The organism is Oceaniradius stylonematis (assembly GCF_965223445.1).
Taxonomy (GTDB): domain Bacteria; phylum Pseudomonadota; class Alphaproteobacteria; order Rhizobiales; family Rhizobiaceae; genus Roseitalea; species Roseitalea stylonematis.
The window spans coordinates 3,405,879-3,429,435 of the sequence record NZ_OZ244994.1 but is presented as its reverse complement, the minus strand read 5'-3'; the positions used below and the strand labels follow the sequence as shown (position 1 = coordinate 3,429,435).

General features: G+C 65.0%; 23 protein-coding genes. 15 read left to right on the top strand and 8 right to left on the bottom strand.

The features are described 5' to 3' along the window. Nucleotides 1-7 precede the first annotated feature (7 nt). The 3 genes from ACOQOU_RS16955 (at nt 8) to ACOQOU_RS16945 (ending at nt 3,643) form a co-directional block, all read left to right on the top strand. Nucleotides 8-862, top strand: coding sequence for a DUF1365 domain-containing protein (locus ACOQOU_RS16955; RefSeq protein WP_306024789.1), 855 nt, complete (start codon nt 8-10; stop codon nt 860-862). Nucleotides 863-940: 78 nt separating this feature from the next. Then, on the top strand, nt 941-2,221 hold the full coding sequence (locus ACOQOU_RS16950; RefSeq protein WP_245412897.1) for an SAM-dependent methyltransferase: 1,281 nt from the start codon (nt 941-943) through the stop codon (nt 2,219-2,221). 78 nt (nt 2,222-2,299) lie between these two features. Next, nucleotides 2,300-3,643 carry an MFS transporter gene (locus ACOQOU_RS16945; RefSeq protein WP_306024788.1) on the top strand — a complete coding sequence of 448 codons (1,344 nt, stop codon included), beginning with the start codon at nt 2,300-2,302 and terminating at the stop codon, nt 3,641-3,643. A gap of 4 nt (nt 3,644-3,647) precedes the next feature. Here the strand turns inward: ACOQOU_RS16945 and ACOQOU_RS16940 are convergent, their stop codons facing one another. Both ACOQOU_RS16940 and ACOQOU_RS16935 read right to left on the bottom strand, forming a co-directional pair. Continuing rightward, nucleotides 3,648-4,472: an SDR family NAD(P)-dependent oxidoreductase gene (locus ACOQOU_RS16940; protein ID WP_306024787.1), complete on the bottom strand. Its 825-nt coding sequence runs from the start codon at nt 4,470-4,472 to the stop codon at nt 3,648-3,650. Between the two features lie 116 nt (nt 4,473-4,588). Next, a complete protein-coding gene (locus ACOQOU_RS16935; RefSeq protein WP_306024786.1) occupies nt 4,589-5,236 on the bottom strand; it encodes a ChrR family anti-sigma-E factor in 648 nt (215 codons plus the stop codon). Nucleotides 5,237-5,450: 214 nt separating this feature from the next. On the opposite strand from ACOQOU_RS16935, the gene ACOQOU_RS16930 reads away from it, so the two are divergent. The 5 genes from ACOQOU_RS16930 to ACOQOU_RS16910 all read left to right on the top strand — a co-directional run bounded on the left by ACOQOU_RS16930 (nt 5,451) and on the right by ACOQOU_RS16910 (nt 9,369). After that, a complete protein-coding gene (locus tag ACOQOU_RS16930; RefSeq protein WP_420578747.1) occupies nt 5,451-6,482 on the top strand; it encodes a cysteine synthase A in 1,032 nt (343 codons plus the stop codon). 1 nt (nt 6,483) lies between these two features. After that, nucleotides 6,484-7,224: an alanyl-tRNA editing protein gene (locus tag ACOQOU_RS16925; RefSeq protein WP_306024785.1), complete on the top strand. Its 741-nt coding sequence runs from the start codon at nt 6,484-6,486 to the stop codon at nt 7,222-7,224. A 19-nt stretch (nt 7,225-7,243) separates the two neighbouring features. Then, complete coding sequence (gene sseA, locus ACOQOU_RS16920) at nt 7,244-8,101, top strand: 3-mercaptopyruvate sulfurtransferase (protein WP_109766080.1); 858 nt, start codon at nt 7,244-7,246, stop codon at nt 8,099-8,101. A gap of 4 nt (nt 8,102-8,105) precedes the next feature. After that, a complete protein-coding gene (locus ACOQOU_RS16915; RefSeq protein WP_109766193.1) occupies nt 8,106-8,717 on the top strand; it encodes a GNAT family N-acetyltransferase in 612 nt (203 codons plus the stop codon). Nucleotides 8,718-8,793: 76 nt separating this feature from the next. Continuing rightward, nucleotides 8,794-9,369, top strand: a complete 576-nt coding sequence (locus ACOQOU_RS16910) for an OmpA family protein (RefSeq protein WP_306024784.1) — start codon at nt 8,794-8,796, stop codon at nt 9,367-9,369. A gap of 98 nt (nt 9,370-9,467) precedes the next feature. On the opposite strand, the gene ald is transcribed toward ACOQOU_RS16910, so the two are convergent. Then, nucleotides 9,468-10,586, bottom strand: coding sequence for an alanine dehydrogenase (gene ald / locus ACOQOU_RS16905; RefSeq protein WP_306024783.1), 1,119 nt, complete (start codon nt 10,584-10,586; stop codon nt 9,468-9,470). Between the two features lie 138 nt (nt 10,587-10,724). On the opposite strand from ald, the gene ACOQOU_RS16900 reads away from it, so the two are divergent. Further along, nucleotides 10,725-11,198, top strand: a complete 474-nt coding sequence (locus ACOQOU_RS16900) for an Lrp/AsnC family transcriptional regulator (RefSeq protein WP_306024879.1) — start codon at nt 10,725-10,727, stop codon at nt 11,196-11,198. 10 nt (nt 11,199-11,208) lie between these two features. Here the strand turns inward: ACOQOU_RS16900 and aroA are convergent, their stop codons facing one another. Together aroA and ACOQOU_RS16890 are read right to left on the bottom strand one after the other, a co-directional pair. Then, nucleotides 11,209-12,471 carry a 3-phosphoshikimate 1-carboxyvinyltransferase gene (aroA, locus tag ACOQOU_RS16895; protein ID WP_306024782.1) on the bottom strand — a complete coding sequence of 421 codons (1,263 nt, stop codon included), beginning with the start codon at nt 12,469-12,471 and terminating at the stop codon, nt 11,209-11,211. A 72-nt stretch (nt 12,472-12,543) separates the two neighbouring features. Then, entirely contained in the window at nt 12,544-12,855 is a 312-nt protein-coding gene (locus ACOQOU_RS16890) for an HlyU family transcriptional regulator (RefSeq protein WP_306024781.1), read from the bottom strand. 145 nt (nt 12,856-13,000) lie between these two features. Between ACOQOU_RS16890 and ACOQOU_RS16885 the strand changes: the two genes are divergently transcribed. Beyond that, nucleotides 13,001-14,026: an alpha/beta hydrolase gene (locus ACOQOU_RS16885; RefSeq protein WP_306024780.1), complete on the top strand. Its 1,026-nt coding sequence runs from the start codon at nt 13,001-13,003 to the stop codon at nt 14,024-14,026. Here the strand turns inward: ACOQOU_RS16885 and ACOQOU_RS16880 are convergent. After that, nucleotides 14,013-15,218 (bottom strand): MFS transporter, encoded by a 1,206-nt coding sequence (locus ACOQOU_RS16880; RefSeq protein ID WP_420578746.1) that lies wholly within the window; start codon nt 15,216-15,218, stop codon nt 14,013-14,015. The two genes, ACOQOU_RS16885 and ACOQOU_RS16880, sit on opposite strands and share 14 nt — an antisense overlap. Nucleotides 15,219-15,384: 166 nt before the next feature. On the opposite strand from ACOQOU_RS16880, the gene ACOQOU_RS16875 reads away from it, so the two are divergent. Further along, nucleotides 15,385-16,554 carry an AI-2E family transporter gene (locus tag ACOQOU_RS16875; RefSeq protein ID WP_109766074.1) on the top strand — a complete coding sequence of 390 codons (1,170 nt, stop codon included), beginning with the start codon at nt 15,385-15,387 and terminating at the stop codon, nt 16,552-16,554. Nucleotides 16,555-16,563: 9 nt separating this feature from the next. Here ACOQOU_RS16875 and ilvA read toward each other — a convergent pair whose 3' ends face one another. Then, nucleotides 16,564-17,832 (bottom strand): threonine ammonia-lyase IlvA, encoded by a 1,269-nt coding sequence (ilvA, locus tag ACOQOU_RS16870; protein ID WP_109766190.1) that lies wholly within the window; start codon nt 17,830-17,832, stop codon nt 16,564-16,566. A 131-nt stretch (nt 17,833-17,963) separates the two neighbouring features. Between ilvA and ACOQOU_RS16865 the strand changes: the two genes are divergently transcribed. Genes ACOQOU_RS16865 through ACOQOU_RS16855 form a run of 3 tightly spaced genes read left to right on the top strand, consistent with a single transcriptional unit; the run spans nt 17,964 to nt 20,047 of the window. After that, nucleotides 17,964-19,418: a TrkH family potassium uptake protein gene (locus tag ACOQOU_RS16865; protein ID WP_109766189.1), complete on the top strand. Its 1,455-nt coding sequence runs from the start codon at nt 17,964-17,966 to the stop codon at nt 19,416-19,418. Nucleotides 19,419-19,466: 48 nt separating this feature from the next. Then, on the top strand, nt 19,467-19,748 hold the full coding sequence (locus tag ACOQOU_RS16860; RefSeq protein ID WP_306024778.1) for a type II toxin-antitoxin system ParD family antitoxin: 282 nt from the start codon (nt 19,467-19,469) through the stop codon (nt 19,746-19,748). Continuing rightward, nucleotides 19,745-20,047, top strand: coding sequence for a type II toxin-antitoxin system RelE/ParE family toxin (locus tag ACOQOU_RS16855; RefSeq protein ID WP_306024777.1), 303 nt, complete (start codon nt 19,745-19,747; stop codon nt 20,045-20,047). The genes ACOQOU_RS16860 and ACOQOU_RS16855 overlap by 4 nt, the downstream gene beginning before the upstream one ends. 3 nt (nt 20,048-20,050) lie before the next feature. Here the strand turns inward: ACOQOU_RS16855 and ade are convergent, their stop codons facing one another. Further along, nucleotides 20,051-21,877, bottom strand: a complete 1,827-nt coding sequence (gene ade / locus ACOQOU_RS16850; protein ID WP_420578745.1) for an adenine deaminase — start codon at nt 21,875-21,877, stop codon at nt 20,051-20,053. Nucleotides 21,878-22,194: 317 nt separating this feature from the next. Here ade and ACOQOU_RS16845 point away from each other — a divergent pair, with 317 nt between their 5' ends. After that, nucleotides 22,195-23,538, top strand: a complete 1,344-nt coding sequence (locus ACOQOU_RS16845) for an ABC transporter substrate-binding protein (RefSeq protein WP_306024776.1) — start codon at nt 22,195-22,197, stop codon at nt 23,536-23,538. Nucleotides 23,539-23,557: the final 19 nt, after the last annotated feature.

Below are 23,557 nucleotides of genomic sequence, written 5' to 3'. Positions count from 1 at the left end.
TCTGGCCATGACATTGCACGTTCGAGAACGGCATATCGAAGACGGCGCCCCGATGTTCGCGCCGCCGGAAGAACCTGCCCTGCTCTATCCGGGAACGGTGATGCATGCGCGCCTCAAGCCTTTCGGCCACCGCTTCACCTACCGCGTCTTTACGGCGCTGCTCGATCTCGACCGGTTGGACGAGGCCGACCGCCTGTCGGCGCTGTTTTCCGTCAACCGGCGCAATCTCGTTTCATTTCGTGAAGCCGACCATCTGCCGAGGGATGCGAGCCACACCACACTACGCGCCCATGCGACGGCACTTGCCGAGGAGGCGGGCGTTGCCCGGCCCGCCCGCATCCTGCTGCTGGCCTATCCGCGCATGTTCGGCTTCGTGTTCAATCCGCTGTCGGTGTATTTCTGCTATGACGATGCAGGTGCGCTGACCGCCGCCATCTACGAGGTGCGCAACACGTTCGGCGAACGCCACACCTATGTCTGTGCGGTCGAGGACGGACAGCTCGGCCCGGCCGGCCTGCGGCAGGAACGCACCAAGATCTTCTACGTCTCGCCGTTCATCGATCTGGGCATGCGCTATCATTTCCGCATCGTGCCGCCGGGCGAGAATGTGCGGCTGCGCATCCTCGAGACCGAGGGCGCCGATCCGCTCCTGTCGGCGACATTCGCCGGTTCGGCAAAACCATTTTTGACACCGGTTCTGGCAGGCCTCATCGCGCGTCAGCCGTTCATGACACTTCGGGTTGTCGCCGCAATTCACTGGCAAGCCTTGAAATTATGGCTCAAGGGCGCGAAATTCATCTCGCGGGGCACGCCGCCGCATCCGGTCTCCTATGAAGACGCAGCGCCCGGCCCCGCCGAATGATGGCCGGAACGCGCGGCCGGCCAGTTGGTACCCGCGCGCAGGCCGACGGCCTGCACCCTGTTGAGGCGGACGAGTAAGATGGCATCCACGGACACGATGGGCGGATCGAGCAAGCTGGTGCGCGATTTGATCGCGGCCGCCGAACCGCTGACCCCCAACAATATCGGGCGTCATGTGCGCGGCCTGCCGTTCAAGGCCCGGCTGGCGCTGCGCGCCGCGCTGCACCTGCCCAAGGGCACGCTGACGCTGCGGCTGCCGGACAAGCGCGTCGTCAAGATCGACGGCAAGGCGCCGGGGCCGGACGGCGTGGTGATCCTGCACAACTGGAACCTGCCGCGCATGGCCATCTCCGGCGGGACGATCGGCGCCGCGGAAAGCTACATAGCCGGCGACTGGGACAGCCCGGACGTGACGTCCTTTCTCGAACTTTTCGTCGTCAACGAGGAACTGGGCCACAAGCTGGCGACCGCCGGAGCGACCATGCGGTTCTTTTCGCGCGTCCGGCACTGGTTCAACCGCAACACCAAGACGCGCGCGCAGAAGAACATCGCCGCGCACTACGATCTGGGCAACGATTTCTACGGGCTGTGGCTCGATCCCTCGATGACCTATTCGTCGGCGCTCTACCAGACCGGGGCCAACGATCTGGAAAGCGCCCAGACGGCCAAGTACCGCGCGCTGGCGCAGACAGCCTGCATCACCAAGGACGACCATGTGCTGGAGATCGGATGCGGCTGGGGCGGGTTCGCCGAGTTCGCCGCGCGCGAGATCGGCTGCAAGGTGACCGGCCTGACGATCAGCCGCGAACAGCTCGATTTCGCCCGCGAACGCATCCGGCTGGCCGGTCTCGGCGACAAGGTGACGATCAAGTTCCAGGACTATCGCGACGAGAAGCACACCTATGACAAGGTGGTCTCGATCGAAATGTTCGAGGCGGTCGGCGAGGAGTATTGGGAGACCTATTTTTCCAAGGTCCACGATGTCCTGAAACCTGGCGGAAAGGCCGGCCTGCAGATCATCACGATCGAGGACAAGGCCTTTCCGATCTACCGCAAGCAGCCCGACTTCATCCAGCGCTACGTTTTCCCCGGCGGCATGCTGCCGCCGCCCTCGACCCTTCATGATCTGGGCGAGCGGCATGGCCTGTCGCTGCTCGGCGAGCGTATCTTCCCGCAGGATTACGCCCGCACGCTCGCAGAGTGGCGCGCACGGTTCTGGCAGGCATGGCCGCAAATCAGCCAGATGGGCTTCGATGACCGCTTCAAGCGGCTCTGGGACTTCTATCTTTATTATTGCGAGGCCGGTTTCCGGGCAGAGTTCATCGATGTGCGGCAACTGACCTACCAACGCGCCGCCTGACGCCGCAGTCGCCGTGCTGAACCGCTGCCCGCGGCGATGCGTAACCCCGATATCGCTCCTCCAGCCGAAAGCTGTTCCATGCGCGCGCCGGACCCGTCGGGCACCTCTGACAAGACGCCGCTTGCGCGCGTCATCGCCTATGCCCTGCCGGCGATCCCGCTGGCGGCGCTGACGCTGCCGCTCTACATCCTGCTGCCGGCCTTCTACAGCGAGGCGGTGGGCCTTTCGCTGGCCGCAACCGGTGCGGCGCTGGTCGCCATGCGTATCTTCGATGCGGTCAACGATCCGCTGATCGGCCTTGTCGCCGACAAGTGGCGCACACCGTTCGGCCGCAGGCGCCGGCTGTTCGCGCTGTCGCTGCCGGTCTGCGCGCTTGCCGCCTTCATGCTGTTCTGGCCGCCCGTCGATGCCGGCCCGTTCTATCTTGCCGGCTGGGGCATGTTGCTGTCGCTTGGCTACACGGCGGCCGTCATCCCGTTCTTTGCCTGGGGCGCTGAAATGGCCGGCGACTATCGCAGCCGGTCAACGATCACCGGCTGGCGCGAGGGGTTCACGCTGACCGGCACGCTGATCGCCATCGCCCTTCCCTTCACGCTGGGCTTTGACGATGCGTCGGGCTTTCACGGTCTGGCGCTTCTCGGGGTTGCGATCGCGATCGCGCTTCCGGCGCTGGGCGCGGTCACGGTGTTTGCGGTGCCCGAGCCGCACGAGCATACGCGCGAGGCGGTCGACTGGCGCGCGGGCCTCGGCCATCTTCGGCAGAACACACCCTTCCTGCGGCTGATCGCGGCCTTCTTCGTGAACGGGATGGCCAATGGCATCCCGGCGACGCTGTTCCTGTTCTTTGTCGGCGACTATCTGGGTGCCGAAGCGCTGCAGGGGCCGCTTCTGTTTCTCTATTTCGCCTGCGGCGTCGCGGGCGTTCCGCTTGCCACCTGGGCCTCGCGGCGCGTCGGCAAGCACCGCGCCTGGGCGCTCGGCATGATCGCCGCCTGCATCATCTTTGCGACCGTGCCGCTCCTGTCGGAGGGCGACATTGCCGCCTTCGCTGTCATCTGTGCTGCAACCGGGCTGCTGGTCGGCTTCGATCTGGCGATCCCGCCGGCGATGCAGGCCGACGTCATCGATGTCGACACGGCGGCGTCGGGCGAACAGCGCTCGGGCATCTATTTCGCCGCCTGGAGTCTTGCGACCAAGCTCTCGCTGGCACTGGCGGTCGGCCTCGCCTTCCCGCTGCTCGATCTGTTCGGTTTCGAGGCTGGCGCCGGGCCGGCGCAAGACCCTGGCGCGCTGACCGCGCTGGCGGTGACCTACGCGCTCGTGCCCGTTGCGCTGAAATCGGGCGCCATTGCGCTAATGTGGAACTTCCCGCTCGACGAAACGCGCCAGTCCAAATTGCGCGCCTCGATCGAGCGGGACTGACCGATCACCCGGCCTCGTCCGGCGCATTGCCGGTCTTCAAATTCTTGCGGTCCCAGCCCGTCGCCCTTTTCATCAGCGCGAAATAGACAGGATGCGGCAGCATGCGCAGGAGTTTGAGAAGATAGGTGAAGCGGCGCGGGAAGGTGATCTCGAACCCGCCGCCCTCGATGCCCTTGATCATTTGTTCGACAGCCTTGTCGACCGGCATCAGGGCGGGCATCTCGAAGTCGTTCTTCTCGGTCAGGGGCGTGTCGATGAAGCCCGGATTGACCACCTGGATACGGATGTTCATCAGGTCGAAGTCGAATTTGAGCGACTCGGCCATGTTGTTGATGGCGGCCTTGGAGGCGCCATAGGCCGAAGCCGCCGGCAACCCCGAATAGCCGGAGACGGACGCAACCAGCACGAGCTGGCCGCGGCCGTGATCTTTCATGCGCTCGACGACCGGCACGAGCCCGTTGAGCACGCCGAACAGGTTGATCTCGTAGGTCTTGGCGAAATTGTCGATCTCGAGCCGCGCCCCGCTGGCGGGCCAGTAATTGCCGGCATTGAACACGGCAAGCCGGATCGGGCCGTGCGTCGCCTCGATGTCGGCGACAGCCTCGGCCATCGCATCGCGGTCGGTCACATCGCACGGCCGGGCATGGATGGTGCCCGCCATGCCCGCGCTTTCGGCCGCCAGCGCTTCGAGCTTGTCGGCGCTGCGCGCCGTTGCGACGACCTCATAGCCCTGGCGCGCCATCTGCAGCGCCAGTGCCTTGCCGATGCCCGCGCTCGCGCCGGTGATCCAGACGACGCCGTCGCCGGCTCTGACCCTGTAAAGTCCCATCAATTTCTTCCATGTGATGCCGGGCAGCACGGCCCGGCTGACAAAAAACCCTCTGATGCACTACGCATCAGAGGGTCAATCGGTTGCCCTGCAACACCTTCGAGCCGAAAGAAGGCTCAGATCGACAGAATGTCTCCGAGCCTCTGCCGCAGCGACCCCGTCAGGCGCAGCGGCGCGTCGGTGACCGCAAAGCCGATGCACGGCACGGTGTTCTCAGCGGTCGGGCGGTGGTCGACGGACGGATCGGCGATGGAGATGTCGCCGCGGCCGAACCGGCCGCGTTCGTCGCTGAACGCGCCCTGGATGATCAGCGACAGTTCCATGCCATCGTGCGTATGGGCGGGCACCGTCCGGCCGGGCTTGATCCAGAACATCGAGACGTGACAGCCATCGACATCGTCCATGTCGAACTCGCGAAAGCCCGGCATTTTCGTCTTCCAGGGAATCTCATCGGCCGTGTGGCCAACGAAGTCCTGCAGGGCGCGCGGCATGGTTCCGCAGCGCCTGACCGCATCGCCGGCGGAGAGCGGCGCCGGATCGCTGGCAAAGATCGATGCAAGCGCGGCGTCGCGGCCCGATATCGCCTCGGGTGCGATATGTTCCAGTGCGTCGCCGGCGGCGACTTCCAGGCCGCCGACAATGGCCCGGTTGTCCGGCGACAGTTCCAGATGGGCATCCATCAGCACGTGCACCGGCTTGGGCAGGCTACCTGCCACATAACCGCTCACCAGCGCGTCCAGCGAACTGAATTGACCTTGATACATCAAATTCCCCAATGGGCGACCGCCGTCGCCTTCGTGTCACTCTTGTGTCATGTCTACGCGGGCTGACACAATCCGGATCACCGGCGAAACCGAATTTCGATTGTCATTGGTTTATGGCAAACAATTCGTCAACCGCCTTGATCCGAAAGCACAAATACCTTGCCGGGCCAGAGACGCGCCTTTAGCCTTTGCGCAAAGACTGGAGCCTATTTTCATGCACTCATCGATCATCGATCTCATCGGCAACACGCCCTTGGTGCAGCTCAGGCGCGTATCGGAGGAAACCGGCTGCACGATCCTCGGCAAGGCCGAGTTTCTCAACCCGGGCCAATCGGTCAAGGACCGGGCGGCGCTGGCCATCATCCGGGATGCCGAGCGCAGGGGCACGCTGAAACCAGGCGGCGTGATCGTCGAGGGAACGGCGGGCAACACCGGCATCGGGCTGACCATGGTGGCGCAGGCGCTGGGATACCGGACCGTGATCGTGATCCCCGAAACCCAGAGCCAGGAGAAGAAGGATGCGCTGCGGCTGGGCGGCGCCGAACTGGTCGAAGTGCCGGCGGTCCCCTACCGGAACCCGAACAATTATGTGCGGGTTTCGGGCCGCCTCGCCGAGCAACTCGCCAAGACCGAGCCGAACGGGGCGATCTGGGCCAACCAGTTCGACAACGCGGTCAACCGGCAGGCGCATGTGGAAACGACGGCACCGGAAATCTGGCGCGACACGGACGGCAAGGTGGACGGATTCATCTGCGCGGCCGGTTCCGGCGGCACGATCGCCGGTGTCGCCGAGGGGCTGCGCGCCAAGAATGCGGACATCAAGATCGGCCTCGCCGACCCGCATGGCGCGGCGCTCTTTTCCTATTACACGACCGGGGAGTTCAAGTCCGAAGGCAGCTCGATCTCCGAAGGCATCGGCCAGGGACGGATCACGGCCAATCTGGAAGGCTTTGCCCCGGACTTTGCATGGCGCATTTCCGATGCCGAGGCGCTCGACCTGGTCTTCAAGCTGGCGCTGGAGGAAGGCATGATCATGGGCGGCTCGACCGGCATCAACATTGCCGGCGCGGTGCGGCTGGCACGGGAACTGGGCCCTGGCCACACCATCGTGACGATCCTGTGCGACTATGGCCACCGCTACCAGTCCAAGGTCTACAACCCCGCCTTCCTGCGCCAAAAGGGCCTGCCGGTGCCCGAATGGATGGAGCGCACGGCCGACATCGACGTGCCGTTCGAGGACGCCTGACGTGCCATCGGTGACCGAAGCGCTGTTCCGCGACGATGCCTATCTGACCGGGGCCGAAGCGACGGTTCTGGACGTCAACGATCGCGGCGGGATCGTGCTCGACCGGACGGTCTTCTACGCCACATCGGGCGGGCAGCCGGGCGACAGCGGAACGCTCAGCCGGGCCGACGGCAGCACCATCACGATCGCAACCACCGTGACCGGCGAGACCAAGGACGAGATCGTCCATGTGCCGGCTGAAGGTTCGGCCCTGCCCGAGACGGGCGAAACCGTGGCGCTGGCCATCGACTGGGAGCGCCGGTACAATCTAATGCGCATGCACACGGCCTGCCATCTGCTGACGGTCGCCTGCCCGTTTCCGATCACCGGCGCCGCGGTCGGCGAAACCGAAAGCCGCGTCGATTTCGACATGGCCGAAACGATCGACAAGGCGGACGTGACCGCTGTCCTCATGACGATGGTCGAAGCCGATCATCCGGTCTATGCGCAATGGATCGATGAGGCGGCGCTCGATGCCAATCCGGGCCTTGTCAAATCGAAGAATGTGCGTCCGCCAACGGGCACCGGCCGCATCCGGCTGGTGTGCATCGGCGACGATGCAAGCATCGACAGCCAGCCATGCGGCGGCACCCATGTGAAGATGACCGGCGAAATCGGGCCGATCCATATCGGCAAGATCGAGAAGAAGGGTCGCGAGAACCGGCGCTTCCGGATAAGGTTCGGCGCACCGCCGCAAGCCTGACCGCCGCCGAGGAGCCCTGATGGCCGAAAAGAGCCCCTTCATCGTCTCGCCCGACTGGCTGGAAACCCATCTGCACGATCCGGGCCTGTCGGTGGTCGATGCCTCCTGGTATCTGCCCGCGCAGAACCGCGACGCGCGCGCCGAGTATGATGCGGCCCACATTCCCGGCGCTATCTTCTTCGATCAGGACGCGGTGGTCGATCCTGACAGCGCGCTACCGCACACACTGCCCTCGCCGACCGAGTTCGAGCGCCATGCCAGCGCGATGGGCATTGGCCGGACCGACACGATCGTCGTCTATGACGGTCCGGGCATGTTCACCGCGCCGCGCGTCTGGTGGATGTTCCGTGTCATGGGGGCGGACAAGGTGTTCGTGCTCGACGGCGGGTTCGACAACTGGAAGACCGATGGCCGGCCGGTCACTGACAGACCGACCAAGATTGCGGGCACCGCCTTTGTGCCGCATTTCGACCCCGGCCAGCTCGTCTCCCTCGATGCGATGCAGGCCATCGTCGCCGATGGTTCGGCGCAGATCGCCGATGCGCGCGGTGCCGGACGCTTCACCGGTGAGGAGCCCGAACCGCGCGCCGGCATGCGGTCTGGCCACATGCCCGGCGCCCGCAACCTGCCTTTCGGCGCACTGTCCGAGAATGGCTATTTCAAGGACCTGGACGGGTTGCGCGCCGCGCTTGCCGAGGCGGGGATCGATCCGGGAAAGCCGGTCGTCACCAGTTGCGGCTCGGGCGTGACCGCGGCGGTGATCAATCTGGCGCTGGCCTCGGTCGGCGCCGAGAACCACCGGCTGTATGATGGCTCGTGGAGCGAATGGGGCGGCAGGCCCGACACGCCGGTCGTCACCGGCCCGGCGGATGGGTGACCCCATGAGCTGGCTTTCTCCCGGCCGCACGGCGCTGCGCAACGCTGACCAGGCGCTCGAGACGACGATCACCTATCTGCGCATGGACGGCCCGCCCGCCGTCTACCCGGCAAAACCCGCCAATGTGCATGCGGCGCTGCTCGCGGTGCCCAGGCCGCCCCTGCATTTCTATCGCTATCTCTATTTCCAGGTCGGCATTCACTGGAACTGGGAAGCGCGGCTGCGGATGAACGACAAGGACCTGCGCAAGGCCGTCCATGCCGACACATGCGAGATCACCGTGCTGCATGTGGACGGCGCGCCGGCCGGCTTCTTCGAGATCAACCGCAAGACGGCCACGCTCAGCGATCTGGCCTATTTCGGCATGATGCCGCATGTGCACGGGTTGGGCCTGGGCCGTTGGTTCCTCGGCCAGGCTGTCGAGGCGGCCTGGTCGGCCGGTCCCGACAGCGTCACCGTCAACACGTGCACGCTCGATCATCCTGCCGCGCTGCCGCTTTACCAGAAGATGGGTTTCCGGCCGTACCGGCGCTCGGAGGGACGCGTGCGCCCGATGTCGGCCAATGAGCGTGCCGCCCTCGCCGCCCAGCACGGCATTAGCGCGCCCGGCGGCTGAACGGCGCGTTCATCGGCAATTCAGCCACAATGGTCGAAATTCGCTCCCGACACAGTCTTTCGTGAAGGGAACGATCATGACCCGCATTCTCGATCGCCGCGCCGTCCTTGGCATCCTCGCCGGCGGCGCCGCCACATTCACCGCCCTGCCCCAGGCGCTGGCACAATCGACGCCGACGGCCGCCGAACTGCTCGAACGGCTGGGCGCCGATCCATCCATGGTGATCGCGCCGGACGCACGCGTATCTGTGCGCGAACTCACCCGCCGGCGTGATTTGCGCCGGATCGCGCCGTCGGTCGATATCCAGTCGATCAATTTCGCGTTCGGTTCGGCCCGCATTCCGCCTCGCGAGATCTGGAAGATCGACGAGATCGCCAGCGCGATGCGCCAGCTTCTGCGCCGCCGCGGGCGCGAGCTGTTCCTGATCGAAGGGCATACCGATGCGGTCGGCTCGAACGAGGCCAATCTGCGCCTGTCGCGGGCGCGGGCGCGCTCGGTCGCCGATGAACTGGCCCGGTCCGGCATTCCAAACAATGCGATTGAGACGATCGGTTACGGCGAGGAAGACCTTCTGGTGCCGACCCGGCGCGCCGACTGGCGCAACCGGCGCGTGACGCTGCGCCGCGTCACCGATCTCGTCATCGGCTACTGACAACAACCGGAAGAAACGGGGCCGGCACGCATGGCGTGACCGGCCCCTTTCTCACACCGCGGCGGGAGGAACCGCGGCGCAGATGATCATGCTTTTCCTCAAGCGACCTTGAGCGCGCTTTCCGGCGCCGCCAGATCGTAGCCCAGCGCCTCGGCGACCGGGCCGTTGGTGATGCGGCCGCGATGGACGTTGAGCCCGTTGCGCAAATGCGGGTCGTCGGTCAGCGCCTCAAGGCCATGGTCGGCGAGCGCCAGACCCTGCCGCAGCGTCGCGTTGTTGAGCGCGTGCGCGGAGGTGACCGGCACGGCACCGGGCATGTTGGCGACACAATAATGGATGATGCCGTCCACCTCGTATGTGGGCTCGGCATGGGTGGTGGCCTTGGACGTCTCGAAGCAGCCGCCCTGGTCGATGGCGACATCGCACAGGACAGCGCCCTTTTTCATGCCGCCGAGCATTTCGCGGGTGACAAGCTTGGGCGCTGCAGCGCCGGGTATCAGCACGGCGCCGACGACCGCATCGGACTCGAACACGCTCTCCTCGAGCGCCTCGACGGTCGAGTAACGGGTTTCGACGCGGCCCTGGAAAATGTTGTCGAGTTCGCGCAGGCGCGGCAGCGACCGGTCGAGCATGGTGACCTTGGCGCCAAGGCCGACCGCCATGCGCGCCGCGTTGATGCCGACGACGCCGCCGCCGATGACGGTGACATGGCCCGGCTTGACGCCGGGCACGCCGCCGAGCAGGACGCCGCGGCCGCCATTGGCCTTCTGCAGCGCGGTGGCCGACGCCTGGATCGCCAGACGGCCGGCGACCTCGGACATGGGCGCAAGCAGCGGCAGGCCGCCATGATCGTCGGTGACGGTCTCGTAGGCAATCGCCGTGCAGCCGCTTTCCACCAGGCCCCTGGTCTGATCCGGATCGGGAGCGAGGTGCAAATAGGTGTAGAGAATCTGTCCCTCACGGAGCTGCACCCATTCGGATGGCTGCGGCTCCTTGACCTTGACGATCATGTCGGACTTTTCGAACACCTCGGCGGCGGTGTCGGCGATCTTGGCGCCGACCGCCCGATAGGCGCCGTCATCGGCGCCGATGCCAAGGCCTGCGCCGGTCTCGACGATCACCTCATGGCCGTGGGCGATGTATTCGCGCACGGAGCCGGGCGTCAGTCCGACGCGGTATTCGTGGTTCTTGATTTCCTTCGGGCAGCCGACACGCATCGCGAAACCTCCCATTTTCGTGTTAATGCAAGCATCGCAGAAACGTTGCGCAATGTCCGTGCAAAGAGTGCTGGACGTGCGAACGCTCGCGCAATAATATCCAAACGAACCGATGTTCGATTGGATATTTTTGCAATTATGGCTCTCGATGCGATCGATCGTGCGATTCTGACCGAACTCCAGCAGGATGGCCGGATGCCCAATGCGGCATTGGCCGACAAGGTGGGCCTGTCGCCGTCTGCCTGTTCGCGGCGGTTGGATGCGCTGGAGAAATCCGGCACAATCCGCGGCTATCACGCGCGCCTGTCCAACAAGGCGCTTGGCCACCAGATGACGGCGGTCGTGCACATCTCGCTGTCGGGCCAGTTCCAGACGACGCTGCGCGAGTTCGAGGATGCGGTCAAACGCTGCCCGAACGTCCTGGTCTGCTATCTGATGAGCGGCGAATACGACTATATGCTGCGCATCGCCGCCAAGGATCTGGCGGACTATGAGCGCATCCACCGGGACTGGCTGTCCAACCTGCCCCATGTGGTGAAGATCAACTCTTCGTTCGCGCTGCGCGATGTGATCGACCGGCCCAATGTCGGGATCGATCCCGCGCTGGCGTAGCTGCGGTGCCCTAGCTCAGCGTTACGCCAAGCCCTTCCAGCACATCCCAATAGGCGGGAAACGTCTTCGCCACGCAGCCGGGGTCGAGGATGGTGATCCCTTGGGTGACAAGACCCGCCAGCGCGAAGCTCATGGCGATGCGATGGTCGGCGAAACTGTCGATCCCGGCGGCCACCGTTGCCCCGCGCAGCGACGGATCGGCATGGACGATCAGATCGTCGCCCTCCTCCGTTGCCAGACCGGACCTGATGCGATTGAGGCCCTGGGCGAGCGCTGCGGTGCGGTCGCACTCCTTCACGCGCAAATTCCCGATGCCGACAAAGCGCACGGGCGTTTCATTGTAGGCGGCGAGGACGGCCAGCGTCGGCACCGCGTCCTGCATCTGCGATCCGTCGATTTCCGCCGGCATGTTCGGAAAGCGGGCGATGACGGCATGTGCCTTGGCGTCAGGCTGGGTGAAGGCACCCGGCGCCGTACCGATGTCGATGGCACCGCCGGTCAAGGCTTCGGCAGCCCACAGATAGGTCGCGGCCGAGGCGTCGGGTTCGACATGATGGTCGCCTGGCGCATAGCCAGTCGGTGAGACGCGCCAATGGCCTTCGGAGATCTGTTCCGCGCTGGCGCCGAAGGCAGCCATCGCCGCAAGCGTCAGGTCGATATAGCCGCGCGCGCCGATCTGGTCGCCGGTCAGAACGATGTCGACGGGCGCATCGGCCAGCGGCGCGGCCATCAAAAGCGCCGAGACATACTGGCTGGAGAGGCCGCCATCGATAGCGATCCGCCCGCCGGGCAGCATCCCCCGTCCGCGCACCGTCACGGGCGGACAGCCGGTCGACGCTTCGGCGTCGATACCGATCGACCGCAGCGCGTCGACCAACGGGGCGATCGGCCGCTTGCGCATGTGCTGATCGCCATCGATGACGACCGTGCCGTCGACCGACGCGGCAAGCGCGGTCAGAAACCGTGTCGCCGTGCCGGCATTGCCCAGAAACAGGGAGGTGGACGGTGCCGCGAGGCGGCCATTTCCCGTTACGCGAAAAGAGGTTGAATCCGGTTCTTCAACCGTCACGCCCATGGCGCGCAAGGCCGTGGCCATATGGTGCGTATCGTCGCTCTTGAGCGCGCCGGTGATCGTGCTGACACCCTTGGCGAGCGCGGCGAGCGGAAGCACGCGGTTGGTGATCGACTTCGAGCCCGGAACCGCCGCGCGGCCGACAAGCGGCGCGTTCACGGGGTGAACGGTCAGGCGTTCGGCGGCGAGATGGTCGGGCATGGACGGAACCGGATGGCACAGCGAATGGGTGGCGTCCTTTTGAGGACCCGCGCCCGTGCCGTCAAGCGGCGGTCAGGCGGGGCGGTCCGTGTCGCCCTTCCACAGATCGTCTCCGTTCTGGTCGATGATCAGCCGTGCCTTGGCCAGCGTCGATGACACCGCCAGATCGCGCGAGGCCAGAAGATCGGCGCGCAGGAAGCGGCGCGTGATCGTGGTGCCGTCGGCGGTCCGGGTCAGCGTGCCGGCAATACGCCACTGGCCATCGCTTTCCTTGACCGGCGCGGCACGGACCTCGACGCCCTTGTATTCTTCGTCGGGCGCCCTGCCCGCCGGATCGTCCGTCGCTTCGCCGCCGCCGAACAGGCGCTTGAACAAACCCGCCATTTCACACTCCCTTTGCGCGCGAAGATCGGGTTTCGGAGCGCCGCTGTCAACGCGGGGGCCGCGCCCGTCCGGGCGCGATTGCCAAGCGCCGGACGCGGCGCTACCACATCGGAGCCGAAAACCGGTACAAGGGAGCCGCATCGCCATGACAGACACGCCGCAGCCGGCGCCGCGCGCCGACAGGCCGCCCAGGAAGCGCTCCCGGATCAAGACCGTGCTTTACATCATCATCGCCCTGATCATCGTTCTGGCCGGTCTTTGGGTGTTCGGCCCGCGCGAACCGGTCGATACGGCGCTGCGTTTCGATCCGGCGACGATCGGCGAGGACATCGACGCCTATATGGCCGCGCATGAAGCCCAGTTCGACAACATTGTCGAGGGCGCCGAGATGCAGCTCATCTGGGCATTTCCCGCATCGAAGGCCAAGACTCCGGTGGCGCTCGTTTACATTCACGGCTTTTCCGCGTCGCCCGGCGAAATCCGGCCCGCGCCGGACATGGCCGCCGAGGCTCTCGGCGCAAATCTGTTCTACACGCGGCTCGTCGGACACGGGCGCTCGGACGAGGCGATGGCCGAACCGACCGTTCAGGACTGGCTCGACGATGTGGCCGAAGCGATTGCGATCGGCGAGCGTCTGGGCGAAAGGGTGGTGCTGATCGGAACGTCGACCGGCGGAACGCTCGCGGCCATCGCGGCGCTTCATCCGGACCTCAAGGACCGGATCGCCGGCATCGTCTTCGTATCACCCAACTTCAAGGTGCAGGCGAGCGGAAGCCAGATCCTGACCGCGCCGTTCGCGCGCCAACTGGTGCCGCTGGTCGCCGGTGCGGAGCGCAGTTTCGAGCCCGAGAACGAACTGCATGCCAAGTTCTGGACCGAGCGCTACCCGTCCGTCGCGCTGCTGCCGATGGCCGCATCGGTGGCCCATGCCAATGCGCAATTCTACCAGAACACCGACATTCCGGCGCTTTTCGTCTTCTCGGACGATGATCGGGTGGTCGATCACACGGTGACGCGCCAGATCGCGGACCGGTGGGGCGGACCTGCCGAGATCGTCGCCGTTGCGGAATCGGACGACCCTTACAACCACGTCATCGCCGGCGACGCGCTTTCGCCCTCCAACAACCAGATGATGGCCGACACGATCGCGCGCTGGGTCAGCGCGCTGTGACCGCATCCGGGCGCGGCCTGGCATCACGCGAGAAGAGGTAGACGGCAAGCGCCAGCGCCAGCGTGAGCGCGTAGAAGCCGAACAGCCACTGATAGGCTGTCTCGGGCGCCGCAGGATCGGCGGTGACGGTGACGATTGTGCCGGTCAGGAACTGCATCAGCGCCACGCCGCCGATCGAGAAGAAGTTCATAAGCGTCACGCCGCGGCCGATCAGCGCCGGCGGGATGAAGCTCTTGGCATGGGCGGTCATCACGCCGTAGCCGACGCACGCCGCGCCGATCAGCACCAGTGCGGCGGTGACGGCGGCAAGCCCGCTCTGCGGCGCGGCGGCGAGAAAAATGCAGGCGCCGATGGCCAGGATCACGCCCGCCGACAGCACCCATTTGCGCGTGTTCAGCCAGTTGTCGAGCGGGCCGTAGACAAAGCTGCCCATCGCCATCGCAAGAGCCATCGCAAGCGTGACCTGACCGATCAGGATCGTGTCGGCGTCATAGACTTCGGCGAGAAACGGACCGGTCCACAGGCCGCGAATGCCGCCGGCGGTGGCGTAGTAGACGAGCGTCAGCGGGATGATGAACCACAGTGCACGGATGCGCAGCACGGCGAGAAAGCCGGCAAAGCCGGGCGGACCGTCGGGATCGTCGATCCGCTCGGGATCACGCACCAGAAGAAGGATCGCAAGCGCGACCAGCACGGTGGCGGCGCCGAGAAGGCCGACCACCGGGCGCCAGCCGTACGCCTCGGCGGCTGCGGCCATCGGCGCGGCGCCGATGATGTTGCCCAGATTGCCAAGACCGATGAAGACCGAGGCCATCAGCGCGAATCGCGCCGCATCGTAGCCGCGCGCGATGATCACATAGGACGCCATCAGGACCGGCGCGCAGCCGATGCCGATCAGCGCCATGGCCGCGACGATGGCCGTCGGCGTCCATGCGACAGCAAACAGCGCCACGCCCGCCGCCGCGACCAGCATGAAGAGCGCCGTGGTGCGGCGCGGACCGAACCGGTCGAGCGCGACGCCGACGGCGAACTGCATCAGCGCGAACGCCGCGAACCAGACGCCCGACGCCAGCGACAGGTCCGCCTTGGTCATGCCAAGATCGGCACCCAATGCCGGTGTGAGCACCGCCAGAAAGCTGCGGTAGAACTGAGAAAAAACGTAGGCAAGACACAGTGCCGCCAGTCCGGCCATCTTCATTCCTCCCACCGCGAGCCACCGCCCTTATGGGTCTGGCCGGCGCTTGGCAAGCGCAGGGCGGCATCCACCGGTTCGCCCGCGCGGCGGCCGCGCGGACGATACGATTGTGCACTTGCACAAAGAGGCGGCGATCTGGAAAGATGATCGTGCAGGAGCATCCATGATCTCAGAACGCCACGACCGGTTCCGCAACTTCGTCTTCGGGCTCGCGCTCGCGCTGATGATCGGCTGGATCTTGTATATCGGCCAGAACATCATCATCCCGGTCATCGCCAGCATCATTCTGGCCTATATCGTCACGGCACTCGCCCAATACATGAAACGTATTCCGGCGATCGGGCCGCTGATCCCCTCGCCGCTTCGCTTTGCGATTTCCATCCTGGTCATCCTGCTGATCGTCGGCGCATTCGTCTGGCTGATCATCTCCAACATCAACCAGCTTCTGGCGCTGGCGCCGATCTATCAGGAGCGCCTGCTCGGCATCATCCAGGGACTGTGGCGCAGCTTCGGCGAGGAGTTCGGCTTCGAGACCGAGCCGACCTGGGACACGCTGCGACGCGACATTCTGGGCGGGGTATCGCTGCAATCGCTGATCGGCTCGACCGTTACGTCGGTCGGCGTGCTCGTCGGCACGATGATGGTGGTGTTCGTCTATACCGGCTTTGCGCTGGCCGAGCGGCAGGCTTTCGAGCGCAAGTCGATGCGGATGACGGACAATCCCGACGATTCGCGCCGCGTCGTCGAGATCGTTTCGGTGATCAATGCCCGCATCGGCGACTATCTGGCGACGAAGACGCTGATCAATCTCATCCTGGGATTGATGTGCTACCTCATCATGGCCTTCATGGCGCTCGATTTCGCCGCCTTTTGGGGCGTGCTGATCGCGCTGATGAACTATGTGCCCTATGTCGGCTCGTTTCTCGGTGTCCTGTTGCCGGTGGCCATCGCCATCGTCCAGTTCGGCGACTGGGGCACGGTTCTGGGCATCTTTCTCGCCCTGACCGCGTGCCAGATCTTCGTTGGCAGCGTGCTCGAACCCTCGCTGATGGGCCGTTCGCTCAATCTCAGCCCGTTCGTCATCCTCATGTCGCTGGCCAGCTGGGCGTCGCTCTGGGGCATTGCGGGCGCGCTCCTGTCGGTGCCGATCATGGCGATCCTCGTCATCATCCTGTCGGAGTTCGACGGCACGCGGCCGGTCGCGGTGCTGTTGTCGCGCAACGGGCGCATTCCGCCCAAGCGCCACGACAGGCCGATCCGCGACGAGGTGCAAGGAAAGCCCGGCGCGCCCGGCGACAATCTGATCCTGCCCGACCGGGACGCGGCGGAATAGGCTGCCCGGTCAGACCAGGACGCCGGCGACCAGCTCGTTGTCGGTGATGTCCTGCCAGACAAAGCCCGCATCGGTCATGCGCGCCATCAGGCCGATGAAATTGACGGCGTCGCGCGTCTCGATGCCGATCAGGATCGAGCCGAAATTGCGCGCGGACTTCTTCAGGTACTCGAACCGGCTGATATCGTCGTCGGGTCCCAGCAGATCGAGAAAGTCACGCAGCGCGCCCGGCCGCTGCGGCAGGCGCAGGATGAAGTATTTCTTCAGCCCCGCGTGACGAAGCGCCCGTTCCTTGACATCCGGCAGCCGCTCGAAGTCGAAATTGCCGCCCGATGCCACGCAGACCACCGTCTTGCCGCGCAGGTCTCGCGCGGGCACGTCCTGCAATGCGTCGATGGAAAGCGCGCCGGCCGGCTCGAGAACCACGCCCTCGACATTGAGCATCTGTATGATCGTCGCGCACAGCCGGTCCTCGTCGATGAGCGTCACATCGTCCGGCCGGTAGCGCTTGAGCACGTCAAGCGTATGCGCGCCGATCTCGGCCACCGCGGCGCCATCGACGAAACTGTCGATCCGCGGGAGACGGACGCGTTCGCCCTTCGCGAGGGACGTCTTCAGGCTCGGCGCGCCCTTCGGTTCGATCAGCATCATCTTCGGCGCCACATCCAGGGCTTGGAACAGCAGCGTCATGCCGCTCGCCAGCCCGCCGCCGCCGACGGCGACATGAAGGCGGTCGAGTGTCGCGCCTGCCGGCAATTGCTCGACGATCTCCAGCGCCACCGTCGCCTGCCCCTCGATGATGTCGGGATGATCGAAGGGCGGCACCATGATCGCGTCATTGGCATCGGCATAGTCGAGCGCGGCCTGGTTGCAGACATCGAAAATGTCGCCAACCAGCTCGATCTCGACGAAATCGCCGCCGAAGGCGCGGGTCTTGTCGATCTTCTGCTGCGGCGTGGTGACCGGCATGAAGACGGTGCCCCGGCGGCCGAAATGGCGGCAGACATAGGCAAATCCCTGGGCGTGGTTGCCGGCAGAAGCGCAGACGAAACGTGACGGCGCATCGGCGCCCATGTGCTTGCGCAGGAAGTTGAACGCACCCCGGATCTTGTAGGAGCGTACCGGCGACAGGTCCTCTCGCTTGAGCAGGATGCGGGCACCGTAGCGCTCCGACAGGAAGGCGTTTTCCTGCAGCGGCGTCGGCGGAAACAATGCGCGCATGGCATCGCGCGCGGCACGCACGCCGCTTTCGAAATGGGCCGGGTCGTCGATCTGCATGGCGCCTTGTCCCCTTTGTGCGCCGCCGAAAGTCTTTGGCATTGGCGCGACGCACCGTGTATACGCGCCAGACGCGCTTTGCCAATGGCAGGGGCGCATGGCGGGAACCGGACCGGGGAGCAAACGGCCCAATGAATGCCAACATGCTGCGCAGCGCGGTGCATGTGAGTGCGATTTTCGCCTTTTATCTGGCGACCATGATGCTGATCCCCGGCCTGGTCGACCTCTATTACGACAATGAGGACTGGAAGGTCTTCGCATCCTCGGCAGCGATGATCGGCGGCATCGCCGCGCTCGTCGCCGTGGCCACGCGCTCCAGCCCGCCGGTCGTCTCGACGCGCTTCACATTCCTGGTCGTCAACCTGTTGTGGCTGACCTTTTCGGCGGCCGCCGCCGTGCCCTTCATGTTCGCCACCATCGACATCAGCATCGCCGACGCCTTTTTCGAGGCGGTCTCCGGCGCCACGGCGTCGGGGTCGACCGTCCTGACCGGCCTCGACACGATGCCGCCGGGCATTCTGCTGTGGCGGTCCATGCTGCAATGGATCGGCGGTCTGGGCGTGATCGTCCTGGGCCTGTTCATCCTGCCGTTCCTGAAAATCGGCGGCGCCAGCTTCTTCAAGATCGAATCGTCCGACCGCTACGACCGGCCGTTTGCCCGTTTTTCCACCTATGCCTATTCGGTGGTGGGCATCTATGCGGCGCTGACGCTGCTGTGCGCTTCGCTCTATGCATGGTCCGGCATGAGCGGGTTCGACGCGATCAACCATGCCATGACCACCATGGCGTCGGGCGGCTTTTCGACCCACGACAGGTCGTTCGCCTTTTTCACCAACCCATGGACCCATTGGGTCGCGATCGTCTTCATGATCATCGCCGCCCTGCCCTTCACCGCACTGATCCTTCTGGCATTGCGGGCGCGGTTCGATGCGTTCCGCGACAATCAGGTGCTGGTCTTTCTCGGCTATACGCTCTTCCTGGCGATCCTGTTGTCGATGCAGCTCGACATCTCCGACACGATCGAGTTCCGGGAGGGGTTCACCAAGGCGGTCTTCACCGTCGTCTCCATCGTCACGACGACGGGCTATGCGGTCGACAATTACATGGAATGGAACACCTTCACGGTGGCGTTGATCCTCATGGCGACCGTCCTGGGCGGCTGCGCGGGCTCGACGACGGGCGGCATCAAGGCGACACGCTGGATCGTCCTGTTCGGCATCATCAAGCGGTCGCTGGAGACCTTCATCTATCCGCACGCCATCCGCACGGTGCGCTCGGGCTCGGTCTCGATCCCGGACCAGACGCAATATGTGACGATGATGTATTTCGGCACCTTCTTCATGCTGGCCGGCATCGGCACGGTGCTGGTGGCAATGACGGGCGCGGATCTGGTTACCGCCTTTTCGGGCGCCCTGACGGCGCTTTCCAATGTCGGCCCCGGCTTGGGCGACGTGATCGGCCCGACGGGCACGTTCGGCCCGCTCGAAGACAGCGCCAAATGGATCCTCGCCTTCGGCATGCTGCTGGGCCGGCTGGAACTGTTCACGGTCCTGGTGCTGCTGTCCCCGGCGTTCTGGCGGGATTGATCGGAAGATTCGCATTCGGTATGAACATTGCATACTGGAGAAGACTGCATGGTCCATACCGTCAAACGCACCATAAGCCTGCCTTCGGCGCAGGATGACTATATCGAACGCAAGGTTGACAGCGGCGAGTACGCATCGGCCAGCGAAGTGGTCCGTGATGGACTGCGGGCGTTGCGTGCGCGCGACGAGGTGATCGAGAAATGGCTCAGGGAAGAGGTTGTGCCGACCTACCATGCGGTCAAAGCCGACCCGTCGAAATTGTTGGATCACGACACGTTTTTTGACCAGGTGTTCCAGCGGATCGAAGCACGCGGGAAACCAGATGAATGAAGCGCCGAAATCTGGTCTATGCATCGACTGCCGAGGCGGACCTGCTTTCATTGCACAGTCAGATTGCCAGCGCATCGAGCTTTGTGATCGCAACACGCTATATCGAGCGAATTGAAGCCTTTTGCGCGTCGTTCGACCTCGCCGCCGAGCGCGGTGCGGCGCGCGATGACCTTATGCCCGGGCTGCGGATCGTCGGGTTCGAGCGCCGCATCACCATCGCCTTCACCGTCGATGACGAGACTGTCACCTTCCTGCGCTTCTTCTATGGCGGCCAGGACTGGGACAGCGCGTTCGACTGACCCTCACACAAACACATCCACCTTTTCGAACGTGCGCACGTCCACCAGCCCGACATCGGAGATGCGCAGTTCGGGGATGACGACGAGCGCCAGCAGGGAATGCTGCATGTAGGCGTTGTTGAGCGTGCAGCCCATCTGCCGCATCGCCTCGCCGAGCCTTTCGGCCTTGGCGGCGACGGTCTCGGCGCGTTCGTCGCTCATCAGGCCGGCGATCGGAAGCTCGACCAGCGCCAGAACCTCGCCTTTCGAGACCATGACCACGCCGCCGCCCACTTCGCCGAGAACATTGGCGGCTTTCGCCATGTCGTCATGATTGGTGCCGACGACGATCATGTGATGGCTGTCATGGGCGACGGTCGACGCCATGGCGCAGTCGCCCGCATAGCCGAAGCCGGAGACGAAGGCGTTGGTGACCGCGCCGGTGCCCCTGTGGCGCTCGACCAGCGCGATCTGGCAGACATCGTTCGGCAGGTCCATCTGCACCACGCCACCTTTCACGTGAAGGGTGGCTTCGAGCGCCCGCGTCGGCGCCTGGTTCTCGATGACCCCGATGACACGCACATCGACGGCGCCTTCATTGACGGGCGCCTCGACGACAAAGTCGTCGGCGGAAAGTTCCTTGCCGAGGCGGACCGTGTTCCTGGCCGCCGCCGGATAGTCATAGGGCGCGATCTCGCCGGCCAGCTTGCCGTCCACGGCCATCTGCACACCCCGGGCCCAGACTTCGTCGATCGCCAGGTCTGCGAGGTTCGAAACGATCAGGAAATCGGCGCGGCGACCCGGCGTGATCGAGCCCAGTTCGCGCTCCAGCCGGAAGTGCTGCGCCGTGTTCAGCGTCGCCATCTGGATCGCGGTGACAGGGTTCAGACCCTGCGCAATCGCATGGCGTACGACCCGGTCCATGTGCCCTTCATGCACCAGCGTGCCCGAATGGCAGTCGTCGGTACAAAGGATGACGTTGCGCGGATCGATCCCGTGCTCGGTCACCGCCTTGATCTGCTCGGCGACATCGTACCAGGCCGAGCCAAGCCGCAGCATCGCCTTCATGCCCTGACGCACACGGGCGATGGCGTCTTCGGCGCGGGTGCCCTCATGATCGTCTTCGGGCCCGCCGGCAACATAGCCGTGGAACGGGATGCCGAGATCGGGCGAAGCGTAGTGTCCGCCGACTGTCTTGCCCGCGCCCACGGTGGCCGCGATCGCGCCAACCATGGTCTGGTCGTTGGCGGCGACGCCCGGAAAATTCATCACCTCGCCAAGGCCGATGATGTTCGGCCATGCCATGGCCTCGGCGATCTCCTGCGGGCCGAGCGACGCGCCGGCATGTTCGAGCCCCGGCGCCGACGGCACGCAGGACGGCATCTGCACGAAGACATTGACCGGCATGTCCAGCGCCTCGTCATGCATCATGCGCACGCCGTCGAGCCCGAGGACGTTGGCGATCTCGTGCGGATCGACGAACATGGACGTGGTGCCATGCGGGACCACGGCGCGGACGAATTCGGTCACGGTCAGCATGCCGCTCTCGATGTGCATGTGCGCGTCGCACAGGCCAGGCACCAGATAACGTCCGCCCGCGTCGACCACGACCGTGTCCTCACCGATGCAATGGCCTGCATCGGGCCCGCAATAGGCAAAACGCCCGTCGATGACGGCCAGATCCGTGCCGTCGATGATCTCGCCGGAATGGACATTCACCCAGCGCCCGTCGCGCACGACCAGATCGGCCGGCTTGCGGCCCATGGCGACATTGACAAGATCGCGCTGGCTGTCCTGCCAGGGCTTGAGCGTGTCGCGGATTTCGGCATTCATCGGCGGCCTCTTCGTCATCGGTTCACGCCCACTGTGTCACGCCTCGGGGCGCCTGCAAAGCGCTGCGTGGCAAGGATCACGACCGGTATTCACCACCCGATCCGGGGTCATCGGGGCTATCGAACCTTGATTTCCAAAGCGCTTTAAGTATACAAAATGGCTATCTGGGAGGATGACAATATGCTGCAGCGCCGTTGCCTGCCTTGCCGGGCCGTTCGGTCGAGCCGCACATGTTTCTCCCGCATCCACGATTTGAGCTGTCCAGCCCCGACGAAGACGCGGCAGAGCCTTTTGCTGCGCTGACGAACGGGCCTTTCGCACTGGGAGGTAAGCGAATGAGAAACCTGACGACACTGACCGGAGCCCTTCTCGTCACGGTCTCGATGACCGCGATGGCGAGTGCCGATACGATCCGCTTCTGGACGACCGAGGAGCAGCCCGAACGGCTGGCGATCCAGGAACAGATGGCGGCGACCTTTGCCGAACAGACCGGCCATGAGGTGGAAGTCATTCCGGTGTCGGAATCCGAGCTGGGCACCCGTGCCACGGCGGCCTTCGCCGCCAACGATTTGCCGGACGTGATCTATCACACGCTGCAATATGTCCTGCCCTGGGCCGAAGCGGGCATTCTGGACGTCGAGACCAATGACGAGATCGTCCAGGAACTGGGCGCCGACACGTTCCAGGCCGGCGCCGTTGCGATGGCGCAGTTCGACGGGTCCACCGCCGCCGTGCCGGTGGACGGCTGGACGCAGATGATCGTCTACCGCAAGGATCTGTTCGACGAAGCCGGTCTGGAAGCGCCGGACTCCTATGCCGACATCACCGCGGCCATCGAGGCGCTGCACAACCCGCCCGACATGTACGGGTTCGTTGCGGCCACAAAGGTGGACGAGAACTTCATGAGCCAGGTGCTCGAGCATGTGTTCCTGGCCAACGGCGTCTCGCCGGTCGGCGCGGACGGTTTCGCACCGCTCGACGAGGCGGCGACGCTGGAAGTGCTCGACTTCTACAAGACGCTGGCCGAAGCCTCCCCGCCGGGCGAACTATTCTGGCAGCAGTCGCGCGAACTCTATTTTTCCGGCAATGCGGCGATGATCATCTGGTCGCCCTTCATTCTGGACGAGCTCGCCGGCCTGCGCGATTCGGCGCCGCCGACGATCAACGACGATCCGACCTCGGCCGAGCTGGCGTCCAAAACCGATGTGGTGACGACCTTCTCCGGCCCGTCCAATCCGGACGGCGCGGCATGGGCCGACGTACGCTATTTCGGCGTGACGGCCGACGCAAACACCGATGTCGCCGCCGAGTTCGTCAAGTTCTCGATGGACGAAGGCTATCTCGACACGCTGTCGATCGCGCCCGAGGGCAAGTTTCCGGTGCGCACCGGCACTGCGGACGACCCCAACAAGTTCGTCGACGGCTGGGCGCAGTTGCCGGTCGGCGTCGACCGCAAGGCGCCGCTGTCGGACGTCTATCCGGCCGAAACGGTGGCGCGGATCACCGGCGGACTTGAAACCGCGGCGCGCTGGGGCGTGACCGAGGGGCAATTGTCGCTCGCGTCCAAGATGATCAACAGCCAAATCATCAACCGCATCGTGCGCCAGTACATCGACGGCGAGCTCGACGGCGCGGCCGCCGTCGCGCAGATGAACGAAGAGCTCGGCGCCATCGACTAAGCGCGTTCAAAGCCGGGCG